Below are 20768 nucleotides of genomic sequence, written 5' to 3' on the forward strand. Positions count from 1 at the left end.
AATAAAACTTGACGATGCGCGAATTGCGCGCATTAAGGATATAGCAATGTAAGCCAAATTTACGTTTTAAGGGGTGTAGTTGTGTTAAAGGATTTGTTTCAGAAAAAAAGGAAATACGCAACAATCCCTTCCGAACGTGCCGATCGCGCCCAACAATCCGAAGAAGGGGAACGCCCGAAGCGGGAAATTCCGGAAGGGCTGATGAGCAAATGCAGTAAATGCGGTACGATACAATTCACGAAAGAATTGGAGAAAAATTTGAAAGTTTGCACGGGTTGCGGCCATCATATGCGGTTAAACGCTTTGGAACGGATTCAAATGACATTGGACGAAGGGCGGCTGTTCGAGTACGATGCCGATATGATATCGCAAGATCCGCTGCAATTTCCCGGATACGAGAGCAAACTGAAGCAGCAGCGTGAGAAGTCCGGACTTCGCGAAGCGGTCGTGACGGGAGAAGGTACCATCGGCGGATTTCCCGTCGTCGTCGCGGTAATGAGCTTCGATTTTTTCAGCGGCAGCATGGGTTCGGTTGTCGGCGAGAAAATTACGAGAGCGATCGAGACGGCGATGTTGAAGAAATATCCGCTGATCATATTTTCGACGTCGGGCGGCGCGCGCATGCAGGAAAGCATTCTCAGCCTGATGCAAATGGCCAAAACAAGCGCCGCTCTCGCCAAATTTCATGAACAGGGCGGCCTCTATATATCCGTCATCACCGATCCTACGACCGGCGGCGTGTCCGCCAGTTTTGCCATGCTTGGAGACATTATTCTGGCCGAGCCCGGAGCGTTGTTCGGATTCGCCGGCCGCATCGTCATCGAGCAGACGATCCGTCAGAAGCTGCCGGATAATTTCCAGACGGCGGAATTCAATTTGAAGCATGGACAATTGGATATGGTCGTTCATCGCAAAGATTTGCAAGCGACGCTCGCGAAACTGCTCGACCTGCATACGGTAAAGGGGGATGTCTCTAATGGCGGCTGAAATGCCTTTTGAAACGCCTCTTGTTGAAATGCGCAAAAAGATCGACGAATTGAAGCAATTCGGCGTTGAGAAACAAATCGATTTTTCCGACGAAATCGCCCGGTTGGAGGAGAGATACGCGAAGCTGGAGGAAGAAGTGTACAGCAATATTACTCCTTCCCAGAAAATGCATCTCGTCAGGTACCAGCAACGGCCGACTTCGCTCGATTTCATACAGCATATTTTTACGGATTTTATGGAGCTGCACGGGGACAGGCTGTTCGGCGACGATTTGGCGATTGTCGGCGGATTGGCTAAATTAAACGGCGTTCCGGTAACGGTTATCGGACATCAGCGCGGCAAAGACACGAAGGACAATATTTCCCGCTTTTTCGGCAGCCCGCATCCCGAAGGCTTTCGCAAGGCGCTGCGCTTCATGCATCAAGCGGACAAATTCCGCCGTCCGATCGTGACGTTTATCGATACGAAAGGCGCATATCCCGGCAATACGGCCGAAGAACGGGGCCAATCGGAAGCGATCGCCCGCAACTTGCGGGAAATGATGATGCTGCGCGTTCCGGTCATATGCGTTGTGATCGGCGAAGGAGGAAGCGGCGGCGCATTGGCGCTCGGCGTCGGCAATCGGGTGCTCATGTTGGAGCATGCGATCTATTCCGTTATTTCTCCGAACGGCGCGGCTTCGATTCTGTGGAAAGACGCTTCCAAAGCGGATCAGGCGGCGGAGGCGATGAAAATTACGGCTGCGGATTTGCTTGAAATGGGCGTCATCGAAGAGATAATTCCCGAACCGAAAGGCGGGGCCCATCATGACGTGCAGCAGCAGTCGGAATCGATCAAGCAGGCGTTATGGAAGCATTTGCGCGAATTGTCGCAAATGACGCCGGAGCAATTGCAGGAAGACAGGTACGCCAAATTCCGCAAGATCGGAACCTTCACGCACGAAGAACCGTTGTAATAGCTTACATGGAAATTGGAAACCAATAATGATACAATCATATGACAATATGACAATTTTCATATACAAATCACTGAAAATGTTGTAAATTTAATTGTTGTTATGGATGTTTTTGAAAACGGAGGAAACTAATCATGCGCAAAACAAAAATTGTATGCACCATCGGTCCTTCCAGTGAGTCGTTGGAAAATACAAAAAAATTGATCTCTGCCGGAATGAACGTGGCGCGGCTGAATTTCTCCCACGGCGATTTCGAAGAGCACGGAAACCGGATTAAGAATATTCGTCAAGCGAGTAAAGAATTAAATAAATCGGTAGCGATTTTGCTGGATACGAAAGGTCCGGAAATCCGCATCGGGAAATTGGCGGAAGAGCCGATCGAGCTTGTGCAGGACGAATATCTCGTATTGACGACGGAAGAAATTCTTGGCGATAAAAACCGGATCTCGGTCAGCTATCCAAACTTGCCGCAAGATGTTGAGGTCGGATCGACGATTTTGATCGACGACGGATTGATCGGATTAATAGTAGAGGACATTCAAGGAACGGAAATCAAATGTAAAATCGTAAACGGCGGAACGATCAAAAGCCGCAAAGGCGTCAACGTTCCCGGGGTAAAAATTTCATTGCCGGGCATTACCGAAAAAGACGCGAACGATATTATTTTTGGGATTGAACAGGGCATCGATTTCATCGCTGCTTCTTTTGTGCGTAAAGCGAGCGATGTCATGGAAATCCGCGATCTGCTCAAAAAACATAATGCCGAACATATTCAAATCATTTCTAAAATCGAAAACCAACAAGGCGTCGACAACCTGGATGAAATTTTGGAAGCGTCCGACGGTTTGATGGTTGCGCGCGGCGACCTGGGCGTAGAAATTCCGGCCGAGGAAGTTCCGCTCGTGCAAAAGCGCATGATCGAAAAATGCAATCGCGCTGGCAAACCGGTCATTACCGCTACGCAAATGCTTGATTCGATGCAGCGCAATCCAAGACCGACCCGCGCGGAAGCGAGCGACGTCGCCAACGCGATCTTCGACGGAACCGACGCGATCATGCTGTCCGGGGAAACCGCGGCAGGCAAATATCCGGAAGAGTCCGTACTGACGATGGCGCGGATTGCGGAAAAGGCGGAATCCGCATTGCCTTACCGCGAAATTTATATGAAACAAAGATTGGCGCAGCAAACGACGATTACCGAGGCAATCAGCCAAGCGGTCGCCAGCTCCGCATTGGAGTTGGACGCGAAGGCGATTATCAGCTCGACCGAATCCGGGTATACGGCCCGTATGGTTTCGAAATATCGTCCGAAAGCGCCGATTATTGCGGTGACGCCGGTGGAGCAAGTGATGAACCGGCTCGCGCTGACTTGGGGCGTTATCCCCGTCAAAGCGGAACACGCGTCCTCGACCGATGAAATGTTCGATCATGCGATCGAAGGCGGACGCCGATCCGGCATCGTCCAAGAAGGCGATTTGGTCGTTATTACGGCAGGCGTGCCGTTAGGCTGCACAGGATCGACAAACTTGGTGAAAATCGTGCATATTCCGGAAGCGTAAGCGATCAACCGCTTCAGTTATATCGACACATACAGAAGAGCAATGGGCACACCGTTGCTCTTTTTGCTTTCCCGGGATTTGTCATGGTATATTTTACGTTAGATGAAAAGGGCCGGCTTCATATATAATTTCGCCGTCCTAGTTAGCTTTGGCGACCGTAAGGAGTGAAGAAGAATGAGACTGCACAGCCGCTGGTTTTTCCATCATTTGAGGGTAAGATATCAAGAGACGGATCAGATGGGCGTCGTCTATCATGCCAATTATTTGAATTGGTTCGAGATCGGACGCACCGAATCGATTCGAACCCTCGGATACGATTATCGCGACGTGGAAGCAAGAGGGCTGCTTCTGCCTGTGACGGAATTGGCGACGCAATTCAAACAGCCGGCGAAATACGACGATTGGGTCACCGTGTTTACGCGCATTGCGGAATTGACCTCTTTGCAGCTGCATTTCGAATCGCAAGTGCGCAGATTATCGGCGGATGAACTGGCTCGTTTGCCCGAAGCCGGGCTGGAGGGCGATGAGCCGCCCGGGCAACTGCTCGTGTCGGGCATGACGAAGCATGTCTGGTTAAACCGGGCGTGGAAGCCGACCCGCATCGATAGAGAGGCGCCCGATCTGTTCGAATTGCTGCAGCATGCCATAGGGCGAAGTTAGGAAGGACCGCGGAGATAGAGGGAGGGATCCGAATTTGATACGCATTGCATTTGTATTGTTGATTGTGATTCCAGCCGTCGAAATATTCGGTATTATACAAATGGCGCAATGGGTCGGAGGATGGAACACGTTTTTGCTAATTATATTGACCGGCGTGATCGGCGCGGCGGTCGCCCGCTTCGAAGGCGGGAAAGTGATCGAGGATATGCGGGCCCAGATGCAAGCAGGCCAAGTGCCGGGCCGTTCGATGATCGACGGATTATGCGTTTTCGCCGGCGGCATCATGATGGCCGTTCCCGGCTTTGTCACGGATATCGTCGGGTTTACGCTCGTTTTTCCGCTGACCCGGCCGCTCTATCGCGCCGTCATTTTGAAATATATCGAGAAAAAGATGAAGAACGGGCATATTACTTTTTATCGCCGCCCATAATGTAATTGCGGATGTCGCGGAACACGTTCGCGCGTTTCACCGCCGACAGGACGACAAGCGCCGCCGGTCCGGCCAGCATGCCGAGCAACCCGAACAGCTTCAGTCCGACGAACATGCCGATTAGGATCGCGAGCGGATCGAGACCGACATTCGCGGCGAGCACTTTCGGCTCTACGATTTGCCGGATGATAAGCACGAGCAAATAAATAACGGATAATCCGATGCCTAGCGATTCGTTGCCGTTCATGAACGAATACGCGATCCATGGGATCATCGCAGCGCCCAGGCCCAAATAGGGAAGCAAATCGACGAGGCCGATCAACATGCCGATCGTAATCGCATATTCTACGCGGAGGACGAGCAGCCCGATCGTTACAATGACGGCGGTCATCGAGATCAAGAGGCATTGCGTGCGCATATATCCGAACAATGCCTTGCGCAAATCGTTCCATATGAGACTCGCCGGATCGCGCACACGGTTGGGAAACCATGACAAAATAAACTGGGTGAGCCGCTTCCAGTCTTTGCTGATGAAGAAAACGGACAGCAGAATGACGATCATGATGGTGGCGATGTTCGGCAGCGAATATAAGAAATTAAGGAAGCTGTTCAGCAAAAATCGGATGAGCGAGGATAAAGCATTCGCTACCGTTTGCGCCGTATTGTTTAAATTGTTGTTGATCGTCGCCTGGTAGTTCGGGTTTTGTTCGTACAGGAACGCGATTTGCCTGACGAACCGCTGCACTTCCACGTTTTTGATAAAGTTGACGATCATATGCTTCCAATTCTCGATGCTGCCCTCCATGTTCTGCAGCAAATGCAGCACTTCGACAATAATGCGGGTAATGGCCGCCGCAATGACAGTTAACGCCGCTCCTACGAACAATATCAAGGTAGAGACGACCGCCATCCAACGGGGGAATTTCAATTTATTTTGCAAAAGATCGACAAACGGATTTAAAATGTACGCAATGAGCCATGCTATAACGAACGGATAGACGAGAGGGGCCGCTTTGTACATCAGAAATACGGCGACGCTCGCAATACATACGACCCAAAGGCCGCGAAGCACTCTTTGCAGCACAATCTTCTCCAATCGCAACGCCCCCTTCGCAAGTAGTTCGTACTTCATTCATATGCTTGTACGGGGCAAAACAAGACAGAAGCGAAAAATGATAAATTTATAAATTAAATTAATAAGCGATTTTTATCAAATATTTCGGATTTCATGTTCACATAAAGGTCAAAGTCCTATATTATTAGAAGTGAAGTATTGCATTGACAAGCAAAACATCATAATGATTTGCCTGTTATTTTTTTTGGAAATTATTAAGGCAACCCCAGTTATTTCATCTATAAAGGAGAGAAGATGCATGACAGCTACCAAAGGATTGGAAGGAATCGTTGCAACGACGTCGTCAATCAGCTCGATTATCGACGGTGTACTTACCTACCGCGGATATAATATCGACGACCTTGCGTCGAACGCAAGTTTCGAAGAAGTCGTTTATTTGCTCTGGTACGGCAAACTTCCCACCAAATCGGAATTGGCCTCGCTCGAACAACAACTAAGCGATGCGGCCAGCATTCCGGCCCAATTGATAGAGCAAATGAAATCGTATCCAAACGACACGAATTCCATGGCGGCGCTTCGTTCCGCTGTTTCCGCTCTCGCTCTGTACGATCCTGCCGCAAACGATATGTCTCAAGAAGCCAACGTCCGTAAAGCGATCAAACTTCAGGCTCAATTGCCGACGATTGTTGCCGCATTATCGCGAATTCGATCCGGACTTGAACCGATCGCGCCGAAAGCGGGCGTTTCGATTGCTCACAACTTTCTATATATGCTGACAGGCGAAGAACCGAACGAAGTTTCGGTGAAAGCGCTCGATAAAGCGTTGGTGCTTCATGCCGACCATGAATTGAATGCGTCTACATTCGCGGCGCGCGTAACGGTTGCGACGTTGTCGGATATTTACTCCGGCGTCACATCGGCGATCGGCGCCTTGAAAGGCCCTCTGCACGGCGGCGCAAACGAAGCGGTCATGGTTATGCTGGAGGAAATCGGCTCTTACGATCGGGTTGAAGATTACATTCAAGATAAACTGAACAATAAAGAGAAAATTATGGGCTTCGGGCATCGCGTATACAAAAACGGCGATCCCCGCGCGAAGCATTTGCAGCAAATGTCCAATGAATTGAGCCGAATGAAGGGCAATATGGAACTGTACAATATGTCGGTTCGCATCGAAGAAATGGTAACAGGCCAAAAAGGCTTAAAGCCGAACGTCGATTTCTACTCGGCTTCTGTCTATACGATTTTGGGCATTCCGCGCGAATTGTTCACGCCTGTATTCGCCATCAGCCGTACGTCCGGATGGACGGCTCATATTTTGGAGCAATACGAGAATAACCGGTTGATTCGTCCGCGCGCGGAATATACCGGACAGACCGGGCAAAAATATATTCCGATTGAAATGCGCTAACCTTCAAGTTATGTTATATTAAAAATCGATAATGGGCGAACGCTTCCGTGCGGACAAGTTGTATCGCGATTCGGCGCGGAAGTGCCGGCTCATTGAATGAAATTTTAGGAGGATGGAATCATGCTGCAATTAGAAAAATTCGCGCTTCCGACCGAAGGCGAAAAAATTACGATCGATAACGGCAAATTGCAAGTTCCGAATCGGCCGATCGTTCCGTTTATCGAAGGGGACGGCACGGGCCGCGACATTTGGAAAGCGTCCAAGCGCGTATTGGATGCCGCGGTAGAGAAGGCGTTCAACGGCGAGAAGAAGATCGCCTGGTACGAAGTGTTCGCCGGCGAGAAAGCGTTTAATCAATTCGGCGAATGGCTGCCGAACGATACGTTGACGGCGATCCGCGAATATATCGTTGCGATTAAAGGGCCGCTTACGACTCCGATCGGCGGCGGAATCCGTTCGTTGAACGTTGCGCTGCGCCAAGAATTGGATTTGTACACTTGCCTGCGTCCTGTTCGCTATTTCAGCGGCGTACCTTCCCCGGTAAAGCGTCCGGATCTCGTTGACATGGTTATTTTCCGCGAAAATACGGAAGATATCTATGCGGGGATCGAATATCAAGAAGGTTCCGCCGAAGTGAAGAAAATGATCGAATTCTTGCAAAAAGAGATGGGCGTGAAAAAGATCCGCTTCCCGGAAACGTCAGGTATCGGCGTCAAACCGGTTTCCTCCGAGGGATCGAAACGTCTCGTGCGCGCTGCGATCGAATATGCGATCAAGCATGGCCGCAAGAGCGTAACTTTGGTGCACAAAGGAAACATTATGAAATTTACCGAAGGTGCGTTCAAAAACTGGGGCTATGAAGTAGCGGAGCAAGAATTCGGCGACAAAACGTTCACTTGGGGCCAATATGACCGCATTAAAGAAGCCGAAGGCGTCGACGCTGCGAACAAAGCGCAAAAGGATGCGGAAGCTGCCGGCAAAATCATCGTCAAAGACGCGATTGCAGATATCGCTTTGCAGCAAGTATTGACTCGTCCGACCGACTTTGATGTCATCGCTACGCTCAACTTGAACGGCGATTACTTGTCCGATGCGCTTGCGGCGCAAGTCGGCGGCATCGGTATCGCTCCGGGAGCGAATATCAACTACGTTACCGGACACGCGATTTTCGAAGCGACGCACGGTACGGCTCCGAAATATGCGGATCTAGACGTTGTCAATCCGGGTTCGGTCATTTTGTCCGGCGTGATGATGCTTGAGCATTTGGGCTGGCAAGAAGCGGCGGACTTGATCTATAAAGGAATGGAGAAATCGATTAACAACAAAACGGTAACTTACGACTTTGCACGTTTGATGGAAGGCGCGACCGAAGTGAAATGCTCGGCCTTCGCGGATGAAATTATTAAAAACATGTAGTTGATTGGGAGGAAGATGCCTCATGCCGATTCAACGCAAAAAAATTACTGTAGTCGGCGCCGGTTTTACCGGCGCGACGACCGCGCTCATGCTGGCGCAAAAAGAGCTCGGCGATATCGTCTTGCTCGATATCCCGCAATTGGAGAACCCTACGAAAGGGAAGGCGCTCGATATGATGGAATCGAGCCCGGTGCAAGGGTTCGACAGCAATATCGTCGGCACTTCCAGCTATGAGGACTCCGCGGGATCCGACATCGTCATCATAACGGCCGGCATTGCCCGCAAACCGGGAATGAGCCGGGACGATCTCGTCAATACGAATGCGGGAATCGTCAAATCCGTTTGCGAAAATGTGAAAAAGACGAGCCCGGATTCAATCGTCATCATTTTGAGCAATCCGGTCGATGCGATGACTTACGTCGCATATGAAACGCTCGGATTTCCGAAAAACCGCGTCATCGGCCAATCCGGCGTGCTCGATACGGCTCGTTACTGCACGTTCATCGCGCAGGAACTTAACGTATCCGTCGAAGACGTACGCGGTTTCGTTCTCGGCGGCCATGGCGACGACATGGTTCCGTTGGTGCGCTATTCCAACGTAGGCGGCATTCCGATCGAGAAGCTCATTCCGGCGGACCGCATCGAAGCAATCGTACAACGCACGCGCGTAGGCGGCGGGGAAATCGTCAATTTGCTCGGCAACGGCAGCGCGTATTATGCGCCGGCGGCTTCGCTCGTTCAAATGACGGAAGCGATTATTAAAGACAAAAAGCGCATTATTCCGGTCATCGCTTTGCTGCAGGGCGAATACGGCTACGATAATTTGTTTATGGGCGTTCCGACGATTCTCGGCGGCAACGGTATCGAGAAAGTATTCGAACTGGATTTGACTGCCGAGGAGAAAGCGGCATTGGATCGATCCGCTCAATCCGTACGCAACGTCATCAAAGTCATTACAGGGTAATCATGTTCAAGACCAAGCCATCCGAACTTTCGATGTTCGGGTGGCTTTTTTTCACGCCGAATTAACTTCCCCGTAAGGAAGCATGCTAACTAATATTCATTATAGAAACGAGGGTGATCTAGCATGTCTTCGAATCAAACGAAAAAACAGATTTTACCGCCGCAGCATCAAAACAGGCAGCCGGGGCTGGAAGCGGAGATGGAACCGCGGCCGCTGTTTGGCGGCAGCATGTATAAACCGGCCGGCAAGCTGCAAGGGAAAAAAGCGGTCATTACAGGCGGAGACAGCGGCATAGGCAGAGCGGTCGCGATCGCTTTCGCCAAAGAAGGGGCCGATGTGGCGATCGTTTATTTGAACGAACACGAGGATGCCGAAGAGACGAAGCGCCATGTGGAAGAGGCGGGGCGCAAATGTGTGCTGCTGCCGGGCGACGCGGGAGACGAAACGTTTTGCAGGGAGGCGATCGCGCGTACCGTCAAGGAATTGGGGACGATAGACCTTGTAGTGAACAACGCGGCAGAGCAGCATCCGCAGAACAGCATTGCCGATATTACGTCGGATCAACTCCTGCGGACGTTTCAAACGAACGTGTTCGCAATGTTCTATGTGACGAAGGCGGCGCTCCCGCATTTAAAGTCGGGAAGCTGCATTATCAATACCGCATCGATTACCGCCTATTTAGGCAGTCCGCAGTTGCTTGATTATTCTGCGACGAAAGGAGCGGTCGTTTCCTTCACCCGTTCGTTATCCGGACAGCTCGTTCAGCAAGGAATACGAGTCAACGGGGTAGCGCCGGGGCCGATTTGGACCCCGCTCATACCGTCCACGTTTCAAGCCGATCAAGTGGCAACTTTCGGTTCCGATACCCCGATGCAGCGTCCGGGACAGCCGGAGGAACTGGCGGCCGCATACGTATTTTTGGCTTGCGGCGATTCTACCTATATGACGGGGCAGATGCTGCATATCAATGGGGGAGAAATCGTAAACGGATAAAATTTAATCTTGTAGAAGCGGGCGTGTAATGGTAAAATAAAAAGGATTTATAGCAAGTTTTCGCAAACTAAGCTATAAATCCTTAATTTAATTATATAACAAAGAGAGCAGTTTGTCAAATGTTTTTGGGAATTAAATTAAAGGAGCGTGCGCTAGAATGTCGAACTCAAATCACGGCTTTCAGGGGGAAGAGCGGCGTATACGGCAAGTCATTGCCAAAATTGGCGAAAAGATCGAGCAATTGCAAATTGACGTAGGCGAATTGAAATCGAAAGTAGTGGAAAATCGCAAAAACTTCTGGGACGACGTTACCGTCAATTTTGACAACCATGAGGACGCTCAAGAAACGCTGGACAGTATCCGCCAGCAATCCATGGTGCTTGCGGAAATGGAGCGTCACCATAAACATTCCAGCGAATCGCTTAACACGTTGCGGAGACTTCACGAATCCCCGTATTTCGGCAGAGTCGATTTCACGGAAACGGGATATCCGGAGACGGATCGGGTCTATATTGGAATCGCATCTTTTGTGGATAATGATACTCACGAGCACTACGTTTACGATTGGCGGGCCCCTATTTCGAGCCTCTTTTACGATTACGCGCTTGGACCCGCGGAATTTACGGCCCCGATGGGGACGGTACAAGGCACGGTCGATTTAAAACGGCAATTTGTCATCCGCCGCGGAGAACTGAAGTTTATGTTCGATACGGGCGAAACGATCGGCGACGAAGTGCTGCAGCAAGCGCTCGGACGCAGCAGCGATACGCAGATGCGGAGCATTGTCGCCACGATTCAGAAGGAGCAGAACGCCATTATCCGCCATGTGCGCGGACGTACCGTCATCGTGCAAGGAGCGGCCGGGAGCGGCAAAACATCGGTCGCTTTGCAGCGGGTCGCCTATCTTTTATATAAATATAGAGAAACGTTGAATGCCGGCAATATGGTGCTTTTTTCGCCGAACCCGATTTTCTCCAATTATGTATCCAACGTATTGCCGGAATTGGGCGAAGCGAATATTCAACAGACGACGTTTCAAGACTACTTGGATCGGAGATTGGGAGCCGGTTTTCGAGTCGAGGACGCATATAGCCAGCTTGAATATATGTTGACTGTGTCCGACGGGCCGGCATATCGCGCCAGACAGGCAGGCATTCGCTTTAAAGCGTCGGCAAATTTTTACCGTATGATTGAATCTTATGTCGAGCTTTTGAAAACGGAAGGAATGCTGTTCGAAGATTTGCACTTCCGCGGGGACACGCTAATAAAGGGCGAACAGATTGCGGAGCGTTTCTATGCGGGAGATATGTCGGGCAAGCTCAATTATCGTTTGGAGGCGCTGAGGTCGGCCATAAACAAAGAATTGATCCGCCTGGAGAAGGAAGAACGCGTGAAGGATTGGGTTCAGGATGAAGTCGAACTGCTTGACAAGGACGACTTCCAAGAAGCGTTCGAGGCGTTATACCGGACGAAAAAAATGCGCGGGGATACCTTTAACGATGCGCAGGACGAATATGAAGTGCTTAGCAAAAAGGTGGTGCACGATCATTTCGCGCCGCTTCGCAAAAAAGTCAAACGTCTGAAGTTCATCGATATCCCGGGACTGTATAAACGGCTGTTTACGGATGAACGTTTGTTATCGAAGGTTGCGGAAGGAATCGCGCTCCCGGAACATTGGCGGGAGGTTTGCTCGCAGACGGCGGAGAAGCTTGAGCGGGGCGAATTGCCTTACGAAGACGCAACGCCGCTGCTGCTGCTCAAAGAATTGATCGAAGGCTTCCGCACCGTCACGAATGTCCGTCATGTGTTGATCGACGAAGGACAAGATTATTCGCCGTTTCAATATCTGTTCATGAAACGGTTGTTTCCGCACAGCAAGTTTACGATATTGGGGGATTTCAACCAAGCGATCATAATGCAGACCGCGCAGCAGGATAGCTTTGAAACGATTGCGCGCATTTTCGGAGATGAAGAGACCGAAACATTCCAATTGACGAAGAGCTACCGGTCGACGAAGGAAATCGTCGAGTTCACCCGGGGCATGCTGCCCGGCGGGGAAGCGATACAACCGTTCAACCGTTCCGGAGAGCGTCCTGCCGTTGTGACGGCGCCTAACCGGGACGAACTTCTCGGGAAAATGGCTGAACATATCGCTCATTTCAAGGCCGAAGGCGCCGAATCGGTCGCCGTTATTTGCAAGACGTCGGCGGAAAGCGAGCAAGCGTACGAAGCGTTGAAGCCATATGGGTCCCTGCAATTGATCGGCAAAACGTCGCGTTCGATCACCGAAGGAACGATGGTCATTCCGGCCTATTTGGCGAAAGGCGTCGAGTTCGACGCTGTCCTCATTTACGACGCTTCTGCGGAACAGTATGGGCAGGAAAACGAACGCAAACTGTTCTATACGGCTTGTACGCGGGCCATGCACCATTTGCGGCTCTACACGGCTTCCGAACCGACTCCCTTCATTGCAGGACTTAATCCGGCCTTATATGCACGCCTGTAATTCCGCACGATCGTCGCAGATAGCGTTGGCGTTGGGTTGAATCAACTGGACAGTTCATCCAACGTTTTCTCGAAGCTGGGCGCTAGATAAGCGAGGAAATATTCCATTTCCGGCATGCGGAGCTGCTGCAGCTTGTCCTCCGCCTGCCGCTTCGCTTCGGCGAATTCCCGGTTTCCGGCCGCAAGCTCGGTTGCGCATTTCAAATAGGCGTCGAGCAGATCGGCGGCTTTCACATAAGCGAGCAGATCCGGCGTATTGCTTCGCTTCGGGTCGAGGAGCGGGGCATACACGTTCTGCAACGGTTCGGGCACCATGCCGATTAGCCGCTCGGCGGCGATATTTTCGATTTCGCGGAAATTTTTAAGAATTTGCGGATTGTGATGCTTGACAGGAGTCGGTATATCGCCGGTAAATACTTCTGTCGCGTCATGAAACAACGCCATCGTTACCGCCCGATTGGTATCGATGCCGCGACCGTATATTTCATTGCCGATCGTACAGAGCAGATGGGTCAGCAAGGAGACGTGAAACGAATGCTCCGCCACGTTCTCCTTGACCATATTGCGCATCAAACTCCATCTTTCAATATATCGCAGCCGGTACATATAAGCCGAAAAATGATTCTCCATTTGTGTTTCAACCCTTTCGTGGAAAGACTCTCATTTTATATTACGACTTTCTTGCGGGATCAACAATCTTTTTAGCGATATATCCCACTCGTTCAGAAGCTCTGGAAGCTGTATCGTTCGGTCGTCGGCTCTGACTTCGTTCGTATCCCTCTCTTTCCCGCCCCTTCTGTCGAAATCCCTTTCACTCAGAAAGGTTCAGAAAATTGTTTCGTTTTCTCTTGGCCCCTGACTTCATCCGTACCACCTCTTTCCGTCCCTCTTCTGTCGAAATCCCCATCGTTCAGAAAGCGTAGAACACCTGTTTCTTTCATATATTCACATTTAACAGTGAAGACTTTTAATTGGGCAAAGCCGTATTGGTTTTTCTTCCAAAAAATAAAAATGAAACTTGCAATCGGAACATACGTTTGGTATAATTAAAGGGAACATAGGTTCTAGTTGTTATGCCAGGAGGGATTGTAATGACCGATTTGTTATCCTTTGAAGCGTTCTCAGCTTATTATGAGAAGGAAGAGACATGCGCGAAAGCATGGTACGACATGAGATGGCCGGACGGGTTCCGATGCCCCCGGTGTCAGCATCATGCCGCTTACGTCATTACGACCCGCAAACTCCCTCTATATGAATGCCAATCCTGTAGGGCGCAAACTTCGCTCATTGCCGGTACGGTCATGGAAGGCAGCCGCACCTCGCTGCGCAAATGGTTTCAGGCGATCTATCTCCATGCAAGGCCGGAGGGCATCAACGCGATACAATTATCCCGAATCATCGAGGTAACTTACAAAACCGCTTGGCTCATCTGCCACAAGCTGCGGTATGCCATGTCCCAGACGGAATCGACGGAGCTGTTGTCCGGACTGGTTCGCATTTCGGAAGCGATCTATGCCTGGAGGCCCACGCCTGGCTCGAACTGGCATAAACAAGAACAACCTCTGCTCATCGGCGCTTCGGAGGACGAGAACGGGGTTATCGTGAAAATAAAAATCGAAAAACAACGGAAAGAACCGATCCAAACTAGCTTTAAGCCTTTTCCGGTCGATCATTTTATCGATCGTTACGTGGATCCGAAGGCGGCTGCCTGCGCGATTGTGACGCGCCGCATCGGACGCGACAGGAACCTAACGTTAATACGGCTTGGACGGGAAGTAGAAACGTGGCTTGCTTGCCGGTTCGGCGGCATTGGAAGCAAGCATCTGCAAGCTTATTTGAATCATTATTGTTATATGTTCAACCATAGCAATTCCTCGCTGAAATCGCTATTCAACAGTTGCGTTACTTCTCGAACGATTACGTATCCCAAACTCGTCGGCCGTGCTGTCGATACAGGTAAAGTTCCTTATAAAATCGCGTCCTGATCCATTATCCTTATTACGACTGTTTTCATGAGATGTCCCTTTTTATCACTTCCGTGGCAGAGACATAACTGAGTACCATTTTCCTGAACGAGAGGGATATCGACAAAGGGCGGAAAAAGGAGATACCGAAAAGGCAACAACCGATCCGCCCTACATTTCAAAAAAGTTACGGCATATAATTTATGTTTTAATAGAGCGTTGCAATAGGGAAACATCCGATGAAGCTCGCCTGCAAACGGGCAATTCCATTGTAAGAACGTTGTCGAAGGTGTAAGATAAAGATAAGAATAATTTTAAAGAAATAATATATAAGAAGCGCTAACAGAGAGGAGTTCCAAATCATATGCACCATTTTGAAGAAAGCGTGTACAACTTGATCGTTGAGACATCCACCAATTTGCCCGCGGATGTGCGCAAAGCGGTGAAAGCGGCGCGGGAAGCGGAAGATCGGGCGACGCGCGCCGGGCTCTCGTTGTCCACGATCGCGCAAAATATTGAAATGGCGGAATATAATGTGTCCCCGATTTGCCAAGACACGGGGATGCCTACCTTTATCGTGCATACGCCTGTCGGCGCCAACCAGATCGTCATGAAACGGCAAATTCAAAGCGCGATCCAACGGGCGACGAAGGACGGAAAGCTGCGCCCGAATTCGGTCGATTCTTTGACCGGAGCGAATAGCGGCGATAATATCGGGCCGGGTGTGCCCGTGATCCATTTCGAACAATGGGAACGAGAAGAGATCGATATTCGTTTGATACTAAAAGGCGGCGGCTGCGAAAATAAAAACATTCAATACAGCCTTCCCGCCGAACTGGAAGGTGTGGGCAAAGCGGGCCGCGACTTGGACGGCATCCGCAAATGCATTATGCACGCGGTATACCAGGCGCAAGGCCAAGGATGCAGCGCCGGGTTTATCGGCGTAGGCGTCGGCGGCGACCGGACGACCGGCTATGAACTAGCGAAACAACAATTGTTCCGCCGCGTCGACGACACGAATCCGAATCCCGATTTGCGGAAGTTGGAGGAGTATGTCATGGAAAACGCCAACAAGCTGGGCATCGGCACGATGGGATTTGGCGGGCAAGTGACGCTTCTCGGCTGCAAAATCGGCGCGATGGACCGGCTGCCGGCCAGCTTCTTCGTGTCGGTCGCGTATAACTGCTGGGCGTTCCGCCGCCAAGGCGTTCTGCTTAACGCCGAAACGGGCGAAATCAAGGAATGGATCTACGAACGCGGCAGTGAAACGGCGATGAGGGACGAAGCCGCGGCCGCACCTGCAACGGAACAGCAAAACGAAGAACAGCGCCGCGAGGTCGTACTGACGACGCCGATTACGGAAGAACAAATCCGCAGCTTGCGCGTAGGGGATGTTGTCGTTATCTCCGGCGAAATGCATACAGGCCGCGACGCGCTGCATAAATATTTGATGGACCACGACGCTCCGGTCGATTTGAACGGTGCGGTTATCTATCATTGCGGACCGGTCATGCTGAAAGACGAGCAAGGCTGGCATGTTAAAGCGGCAGGACCGACGACGAGCATTCGCGAGGAACCGTATCAAGGCGATATTATTAAAAAATTCGGCATACGAGCGGTCATCGGCAAAGGCGGAATGGGACCGAAGACGCTCCAAGCGCTGCAGGAGCACGGAGGGGTCTATTTGAACGCCATCGGCGGCGCGGCGCAATATTATGCCGAATGCATTAAGCAAGTGAACGGCGTAGACTTTATGGAGTTCGGCATTCCCGAGGCGATGTGGCATTTGCAAGTAGAAGGATTTGCCGCTATCGTTACGATGGATTCGCATGGCAACAGCCTGCATGCCGACGTGGAGAAGGACTCTCTTGCCAAATTGGCGCAATTTCAAGAACGCGTATTTTAAAATGTGCGGAAACCCGGTATCCTGTTGATACCTGGGTTTCTTTTTGTTACCCTTGTTTCGTACGTCATAATGGATTTCATGAAAAGGAATGAAAATTCGATGCGGAAATTTCGCGTACGCTTAACGGTGATTTTGATCGCGATCGTCGGTTTGTCCGTGCTTGCGGCCGGCATGCTCTCCGTTCGCATGTTCCAACAATCGCATTTGTCGGCATTAGAGGAAAATATGGACCGTGAAATTAAAATGATACTTGAGATGTTTCCTTGGCTGCCGGCTTCGGAAGACGAAGCGGAACAGTTCGCTTATTATACCGATGCCGCCAAACAATTGAGCGAAAGCACGGAAGCGCGGGTTACGTTTATTCGCAGCGACGGGCAGGTGATCGGCGACTCCGAGCACGATCCGCGTACGATGGAAAACCACGCCGGACGCGAGGAAATTATAGCGGCGGATCGGACGGGCCGCGGCAGCCAGATTCGTTTCAGCGAAACATTGGGACATAATATGCTGTATGTGGCAATCCCTGCGAAGAATCCTTCTTTTCAAGGATACGTCAGGCTTGCGATGAGCATCAACGATGTTGAAGCGGACATCCGCCAGCTTTGGATCTATTTGTTCGGCGGTTTGCTCGTTCTGTTCGCGCTGGCGGCGCTCGTCAGTTTTCGCATCGCATTCGGCCTGACGCGGCCGCTCGAGCATATTACGAAAGTGGCGTACATGATCTCGCGCAAAAATTATAAAGCGCGGGTCGACGTCCGTAAAATCGACGAAATCGGCCAGCTCGGCGCGGCGATCAATACGATGGCGGACAGCCTGCAGGAACAGATGAATCATATCCGCGAAAATGAGCACCGATTGCAAAACGTACTGGAAAATATGATCAACGGCGTCATGATGGCGGATCAGCACGGCACGATCGTGCTTGCCAACCAGTCTGCCGAAACGATACTCGGGCTGGAAGCGAAACAGTTGGCCGGGAAAAATTACAAGGACATTAAGCAGCATCATGCTTTGGTTCAGTTTATTGCGGAAGGCTTGGAACGAAAAGAAATGATGCGCGACGAGGTAACCGTATATTTGCCCGAAGAAAAACTGCTCGACGTCAACCTGGTGCCTATGTATTTCGACGATCGGAAATGGGTCGGCATGCTCGTTCTGCTGCAAGATATGACGGCGATTCGCCGCCTCGAGCGGATGCGCAGCGAATTTGTCGCCAACGTGTCGCATGAATTGAAAACGCCGGTTGCCGCGGTCAAAGGGTTTGCGGAAACTTTGCTCAGCGGAGCCGTTAACGACGCGGAAACGACAAGAGCGTTTTTGCAAATTATATACGACGAGAGCGATCGGCTTAACCGGTTGATCGGCGACATTCTCGAACTGTCCAAGATCGAGTCGAAACGATCGCCGCTGCAATTTTCTCCGGTACATTTGCAAAGCTTTATCGATAAGACGGTTGAAATGTTGCGCACGGAAGCGGCGAAAAAAAATATCGCCCTCGAATCGCAGGTGCCCGAATATTTATTTGCGGAAGCGGACGAGGATCGGCTGCGCCAAATTCTCATTAACGTGCTGTCCAACGGCATCAGCTATACGCCGCAAGGCGGCAAAGTGAAAGTTACCGCAGAGCCGATCGCGCAAGCCGCGGGCGAACGGAATGACGAGGCAAGCGATGCGGATCCCGAAGAGTATGAAACGATACGCATTACGATTTCGGATACCGGCATCGGGATACCGAAGCCGGATTTGCCGCGTATCTTCGAACGGTTCTACCGCGTCGACAAGGCGCGTTCCCGCAGCTCGGGCGGCACCGGATTGGGCTTATCGATCGTGAAGCACTTGGTTGAACTGCATAAAGGGACGATTCAAGTGGAAAGCGAGCTAGGAATAGGTACCAGCTTCATCATCGATATACCGGTCATCCAACAGCAAATCGAGTAAATTAACGATCCGTTTACACGAAATTTACACTCCGTTTACAAATGTATGATAAGATAAAAATGTTAACTCGGCTCAGTTCTTTGGTAAACGAAGGAGGTTGTCATGTCGCATAAGGTGCTGATAATAGAAGACGAACCGACGCTCGCCAGATTGCTATCGTACAATTTAGCGCAGGAAGGTTACGACATCAAGGTGGTCGACCATGGGACGGAAGGGCTGCAGGCGGGGCTGAGCGAGCATTTCGATTTGATCATACTGGATATTATGCTTCCCGGCATGAACGGATTTGAAATATTGGCGAAGATGAGACAAGCCGGCAAACGGACGCCGGTCATTATATTAACCGCTCGCAACGCGGAGGAAGAAGTGGTGCAAGGTTTGAAAAGCGGCGCCGACGATTATATTACGAAACCGTTCGGCGTTGCGGAGCTGCTGGCGCGCGTATCGGCGGTGCTGCGGCGCTTCTCCGGGGAGGAGGTTCCGCTCCAAGCGGCCGCCGACCATGAGAAAACGATCGAAATCGGCGAACTGAAAATTTACCCGGAACGTTACGAAGTGCTTCTTCACGGGGGCTCGATCCCGCTGCGGCCCAAAGAGTTCGAAGTGCTGCTCTATCTGGTGCAGCGGCCGGGGATGGTCATTTCGCGGGACGATTTGATGAATGTCGTGTGGGGATTCGACTATATCGGGGGTCAGCGAACGGTAGACGTTCACGTCAGTTCCTTGCGCAAAAAACTGGAGATGAATCAACAAACGGTGCAAATCGACTCGATTCGCGGCGTCGGATACAAACTGGTCGTAAAAAAGTCTTCTCATTCCGTTTAAGGAATACGGAGACTTTTTTTCGTTGCATTACGAAGGATCCTCGCTGCGTCCCGCCCACCAAAACACAATAACGACCGACACGATAAGAAGTAGGATCGGCGCGTAAAAAAGAAAAAACGCGTGCATGGAAACGTCATTCCTTTCTATTTTCTTCCCAGCTTGCCTTGGACGTAAGTGGAATCGAACAAAAAGAGGCGGAGCAACAAATATAAGGACGGAATGAGCACAAGCAATCCGAGAAGAAACGCGGCGATTAATGCGACGGCCATCTCCGGATTCGTAAAGTGCTCGTAAATCGTCAAGTAAGGGTATAGCAAATAAGGCAAGTGCGATTTTCCGTATCCGAAAAAGGCGAATCCAAACTGCAAAATAACGAGTGCGAACGCGTAATTGTAGAAACGGCCCTTCCATACGAAATAAACCGCGACGGCAAAACAGACGAACGAAGCGGCGAACATCCAGGCATTGGCGACCATATTGTCAAAATGCAGCGGATTATGAGCGCGAATGGCGAAAAAAACGAGCAGACTGCTTGCGATCGTCGGCGCGGACCAACTGAGCGCATAGCGGCGCAGCACTTTCAAAGCTTCGGCATCCTTCGCTTTGTCGGCATAATAGGTCAGGAACATGGCGGAAATATAGAGTACGCTAACCAAAGCGAGCAGGACGACCGACCAGGCGTAGCCGCTCGTAAACAATTTGCCGTACGAAATGGACACGCCGCCGCCTCTCTCTTCGATAAATCCTCCTTCGGATATGGACAACACCGTCGACAACGCGGCCGGAATGAGCAGGCCGCTTGCGCCGTACAAGAACATATAGAACGTATTTTCCCGGTTCCCATACGTGCTGAATACATAATAGGAGCCGCGAATCGCGAGCAGAACGATGGCGACGCTGCCGGGAACCAGCAAGGCGGTTCCGTAGTAGTAAGCCGTATCCGGAAAGAAACCGACGATGCCGACGAAGAAAAATACGAGAAATACGTTCGTCACTTCCCATACCGGCGTCAAGTAGAGTTCGATGACAGGGTTGATTTGATGTCTTTTTCCCGTAATTAGACTGTAATAACTGAAAAAGCCCGCCCCGAAATCGATCGAGGCGACGATAAGATAGCCGAACAAGAACACCCATAGCACCGTGATCCCCAACAATTCATAGCCCATTCAAACATGGCCCC

General features: G+C 50.8%; 18 protein-coding genes. 14 read left to right on the forward strand and 4 right to left on the reverse strand.

Annotation, left to right across the window (positions count from 1 at the left end; translation table 11 throughout):
* Nucleotides 1-81 precede the first annotated feature (81 nt).
* The 5 genes from accD to KQI79_RS06060 all read left to right on the forward strand — a co-directional run bounded on the left by accD (nt 82) and on the right by KQI79_RS06060 (nt 4591).
* Nucleotides 82-987, forward strand: coding sequence for an acetyl-CoA carboxylase, carboxyltransferase subunit beta (gene accD, locus KQI79_RS06040; RefSeq protein WP_216537323.1), 906 nt, complete (start codon nt 82-84; stop codon nt 985-987).
* A complete protein-coding gene (locus KQI79_RS06045) occupies nt 977-1942 on the forward strand; it encodes an acetyl-CoA carboxylase carboxyltransferase subunit alpha (RefSeq protein ID WP_216537324.1) in 966 nt (321 codons plus the stop codon). The genes accD and KQI79_RS06045 overlap by 11 nt, the downstream gene beginning before the upstream one ends.
* A 134-nt stretch (nt 1943-2076) precedes the next feature.
* A complete protein-coding gene (gene pyk, locus KQI79_RS06050) occupies nt 2077-3501 on the forward strand; it encodes a pyruvate kinase (RefSeq protein WP_216537325.1) in 1425 nt (474 codons plus the stop codon).
* A gap of 174 nt (nt 3502-3675) precedes the next feature.
* Nucleotides 3676-4161: an acyl-CoA thioesterase gene (locus tag KQI79_RS06055; RefSeq protein ID WP_216537326.1), complete on the forward strand. Its 486-nt coding sequence runs from the start codon at nt 3676-3678 to the stop codon at nt 4159-4161.
* A 34-nt stretch (nt 4162-4195) separates the two neighbouring features.
* Entirely contained in the window at nt 4196-4591 is a 396-nt protein-coding gene (locus KQI79_RS06060; RefSeq protein WP_216537327.1) for an FxsA family protein, read from the forward strand.
* Here the strand turns inward: KQI79_RS06060 and ytvI are convergent.
* The gene (gene ytvI / locus KQI79_RS06065; protein ID WP_216537328.1) at nt 4569-5687 is read right to left on the reverse strand and encodes a sporulation integral membrane protein YtvI; all 1119 of its coding nucleotides are present in this window, start codon (nt 5685-5687) and stop codon (nt 4569-4571) included. The two genes, KQI79_RS06060 and ytvI, sit on opposite strands and share 23 nt — an antisense overlap.
* Before the next feature lie 277 nt (nt 5688-5964).
* Between ytvI and citZ the strand changes: the two genes are divergently transcribed.
* From citZ to helD, 5 genes are all read left to right on the forward strand, one after another.
* Nucleotides 5965-7077, forward strand: a complete 1113-nt coding sequence (gene citZ, locus KQI79_RS06070) for a citrate synthase (RefSeq protein ID WP_216537329.1) — start codon at nt 5965-5967, stop codon at nt 7075-7077.
* A 120-nt stretch (nt 7078-7197) separates the two neighbouring features.
* The gene (gene icd / locus KQI79_RS06075) at nt 7198-8493 is read left to right on the forward strand and encodes an NADP-dependent isocitrate dehydrogenase (protein WP_216537330.1); all 1296 of its coding nucleotides are present in this window, start codon (nt 7198-7200) and stop codon (nt 8491-8493) included.
* A gap of 22 nt (nt 8494-8515) precedes the next feature.
* On the forward strand, nt 8516-9457 hold the full coding sequence (gene mdh / locus KQI79_RS06080; RefSeq protein WP_216537331.1) for a malate dehydrogenase: 942 nt from the start codon (nt 8516-8518) through the stop codon (nt 9455-9457).
* Nucleotides 9458-9580: 123 nt separating this feature from the next.
* On the forward strand, nt 9581-10450 hold the full coding sequence (locus tag KQI79_RS06085; protein WP_216537332.1) for an SDR family oxidoreductase: 870 nt from the start codon (nt 9581-9583) through the stop codon (nt 10448-10450).
* Nucleotides 10451-10607: 157 nt separating this feature from the next.
* Complete coding sequence (gene helD, locus KQI79_RS06090; RefSeq protein WP_216537333.1) at nt 10608-12956, forward strand: RNA polymerase recycling motor HelD; 2349 nt, start codon at nt 10608-10610, stop codon at nt 12954-12956.
* A 41-nt stretch (nt 12957-12997) separates the two neighbouring features.
* Here helD and yfbR read toward each other — a convergent pair whose 3' ends face one another.
* Nucleotides 12998-13585 carry a 5'-deoxynucleotidase gene (gene yfbR, locus KQI79_RS06095; RefSeq protein WP_216537334.1) on the reverse strand — a complete coding sequence of 196 codons (588 nt, stop codon included), beginning with the start codon at nt 13583-13585 and terminating at the stop codon, nt 12998-13000.
* 461 nt (nt 13586-14046) lie between these two features.
* Here yfbR and KQI79_RS06100 point away from each other — a divergent pair, with 461 nt between their 5' ends.
* From KQI79_RS06100 to KQI79_RS06115, 4 genes are all read left to right on the forward strand, one after another.
* Complete coding sequence (locus tag KQI79_RS06100) at nt 14047-14940, forward strand: transposase (protein WP_216537335.1); 894 nt, start codon at nt 14047-14049, stop codon at nt 14938-14940.
* Nucleotides 14941-15283: 343 nt separating this feature from the next.
* Nucleotides 15284-16825: a fumarate hydratase gene (locus tag KQI79_RS06105; protein WP_216537336.1), complete on the forward strand. Its 1542-nt coding sequence runs from the start codon at nt 15284-15286 to the stop codon at nt 16823-16825.
* A 99-nt stretch (nt 16826-16924) separates the two neighbouring features.
* Complete coding sequence (pnpS, locus tag KQI79_RS06110; RefSeq protein WP_216537337.1) at nt 16925-18763, forward strand: two-component system histidine kinase PnpS; 1839 nt, start codon at nt 16925-16927, stop codon at nt 18761-18763.
* A gap of 102 nt (nt 18764-18865) precedes the next feature.
* Nucleotides 18866-19588, forward strand: a complete 723-nt coding sequence (locus KQI79_RS06115; protein WP_216537338.1) for a response regulator transcription factor — start codon at nt 18866-18868, stop codon at nt 19586-19588.
* Between the two features lie 27 nt (nt 19589-19615).
* Here the strand turns inward: KQI79_RS06115 and cydS are convergent, their stop codons facing one another.
* Complete coding sequence (gene cydS / locus KQI79_RS28445; RefSeq protein ID WP_483311369.1) at nt 19616-19714, reverse strand: cytochrome bd oxidase small subunit CydS family protein; 99 nt, start codon at nt 19712-19714, stop codon at nt 19616-19618.
* 17 nt (nt 19715-19731) lie between these two features.
* Entirely contained in the window at nt 19732-20754 is a 1023-nt protein-coding gene (locus KQI79_RS06120; protein ID WP_216537339.1) for a cytochrome d ubiquinol oxidase subunit II, read from the reverse strand.
* Nucleotides 20755-20768: the final 14 nt, after the last annotated feature.

The organism is Paenibacillus sp. MSJ-34 (assembly GCF_018918005.1).
GTDB lineage: Bacteria > Bacillota > Bacilli > Paenibacillales > Paenibacillaceae > MSJ-34.

Coding starts and splice junctions, on each gene's coding strand:
- KQI79_RS06055 (WP_216537326.1), top strand. CDS start 3,676: ATGAGACTGCACAGCCGCTGGTTTTTCCATCATTTGAGGGTAAGATAT.
- KQI79_RS06105 (WP_216537336.1), top strand. CDS start 15,284: ATGCACCATTTTGAAGAAAGCGTGTACAACTTGATCGTTGAGACATCC.
- KQI79_RS06115 (WP_216537338.1), top strand. CDS start 18,866: ATGTCGCATAAGGTGCTGATAATAGAAGACGAACCGACGCTCGCCAGA.
- KQI79_RS06085 (WP_216537332.1), top strand. CDS start 9,581: ATGTCTTCGAATCAAACGAAAAAACAGATTTTACCGCCGCAGCATCAA.
- cydS (WP_483311369.1), bottom strand. CDS start 19,714: ATGCACGCGTTTTTTCTTTTTTACGCGCCGATCCTACTTCTTATCGTG.
- KQI79_RS06045 (WP_216537324.1), top strand. CDS start 977: ATGGCGGCTGAAATGCCTTTTGAAACGCCTCTTGTTGAAATGCGCAAA.
- mdh (WP_216537331.1), top strand. CDS start 8,516: ATGCCGATTCAACGCAAAAAAATTACTGTAGTCGGCGCCGGTTTTACC.
- icd (WP_216537330.1), top strand. CDS start 7,198: ATGCTGCAATTAGAAAAATTCGCGCTTCCGACCGAAGGCGAAAAAATT.
- yfbR (WP_216537334.1), bottom strand. CDS start 13,585: ATGGAGAATCATTTTTCGGCTTATATGTACCGGCTGCGATATATTGAA.
- KQI79_RS06100 (WP_216537335.1), top strand. CDS start 14,047: ATGACCGATTTGTTATCCTTTGAAGCGTTCTCAGCTTATTATGAGAAG.
- citZ (WP_216537329.1), top strand. CDS start 5,965: ATGACAGCTACCAAAGGATTGGAAGGAATCGTTGCAACGACGTCGTCA.
- KQI79_RS06120 (WP_216537339.1), bottom strand. CDS start 20,754: ATGGGCTATGAATTGTTGGGGATCACGGTGCTATGGGTGTTCTTGTTC.
- pyk (WP_216537325.1), top strand. CDS start 2,077: ATGCGCAAAACAAAAATTGTATGCACCATCGGTCCTTCCAGTGAGTCG.
- helD (WP_216537333.1), top strand. CDS start 10,608: ATGTCGAACTCAAATCACGGCTTTCAGGGGGAAGAGCGGCGTATACGG.
- pnpS (WP_216537337.1), top strand. CDS start 16,925: ATGCGGAAATTTCGCGTACGCTTAACGGTGATTTTGATCGCGATCGTC.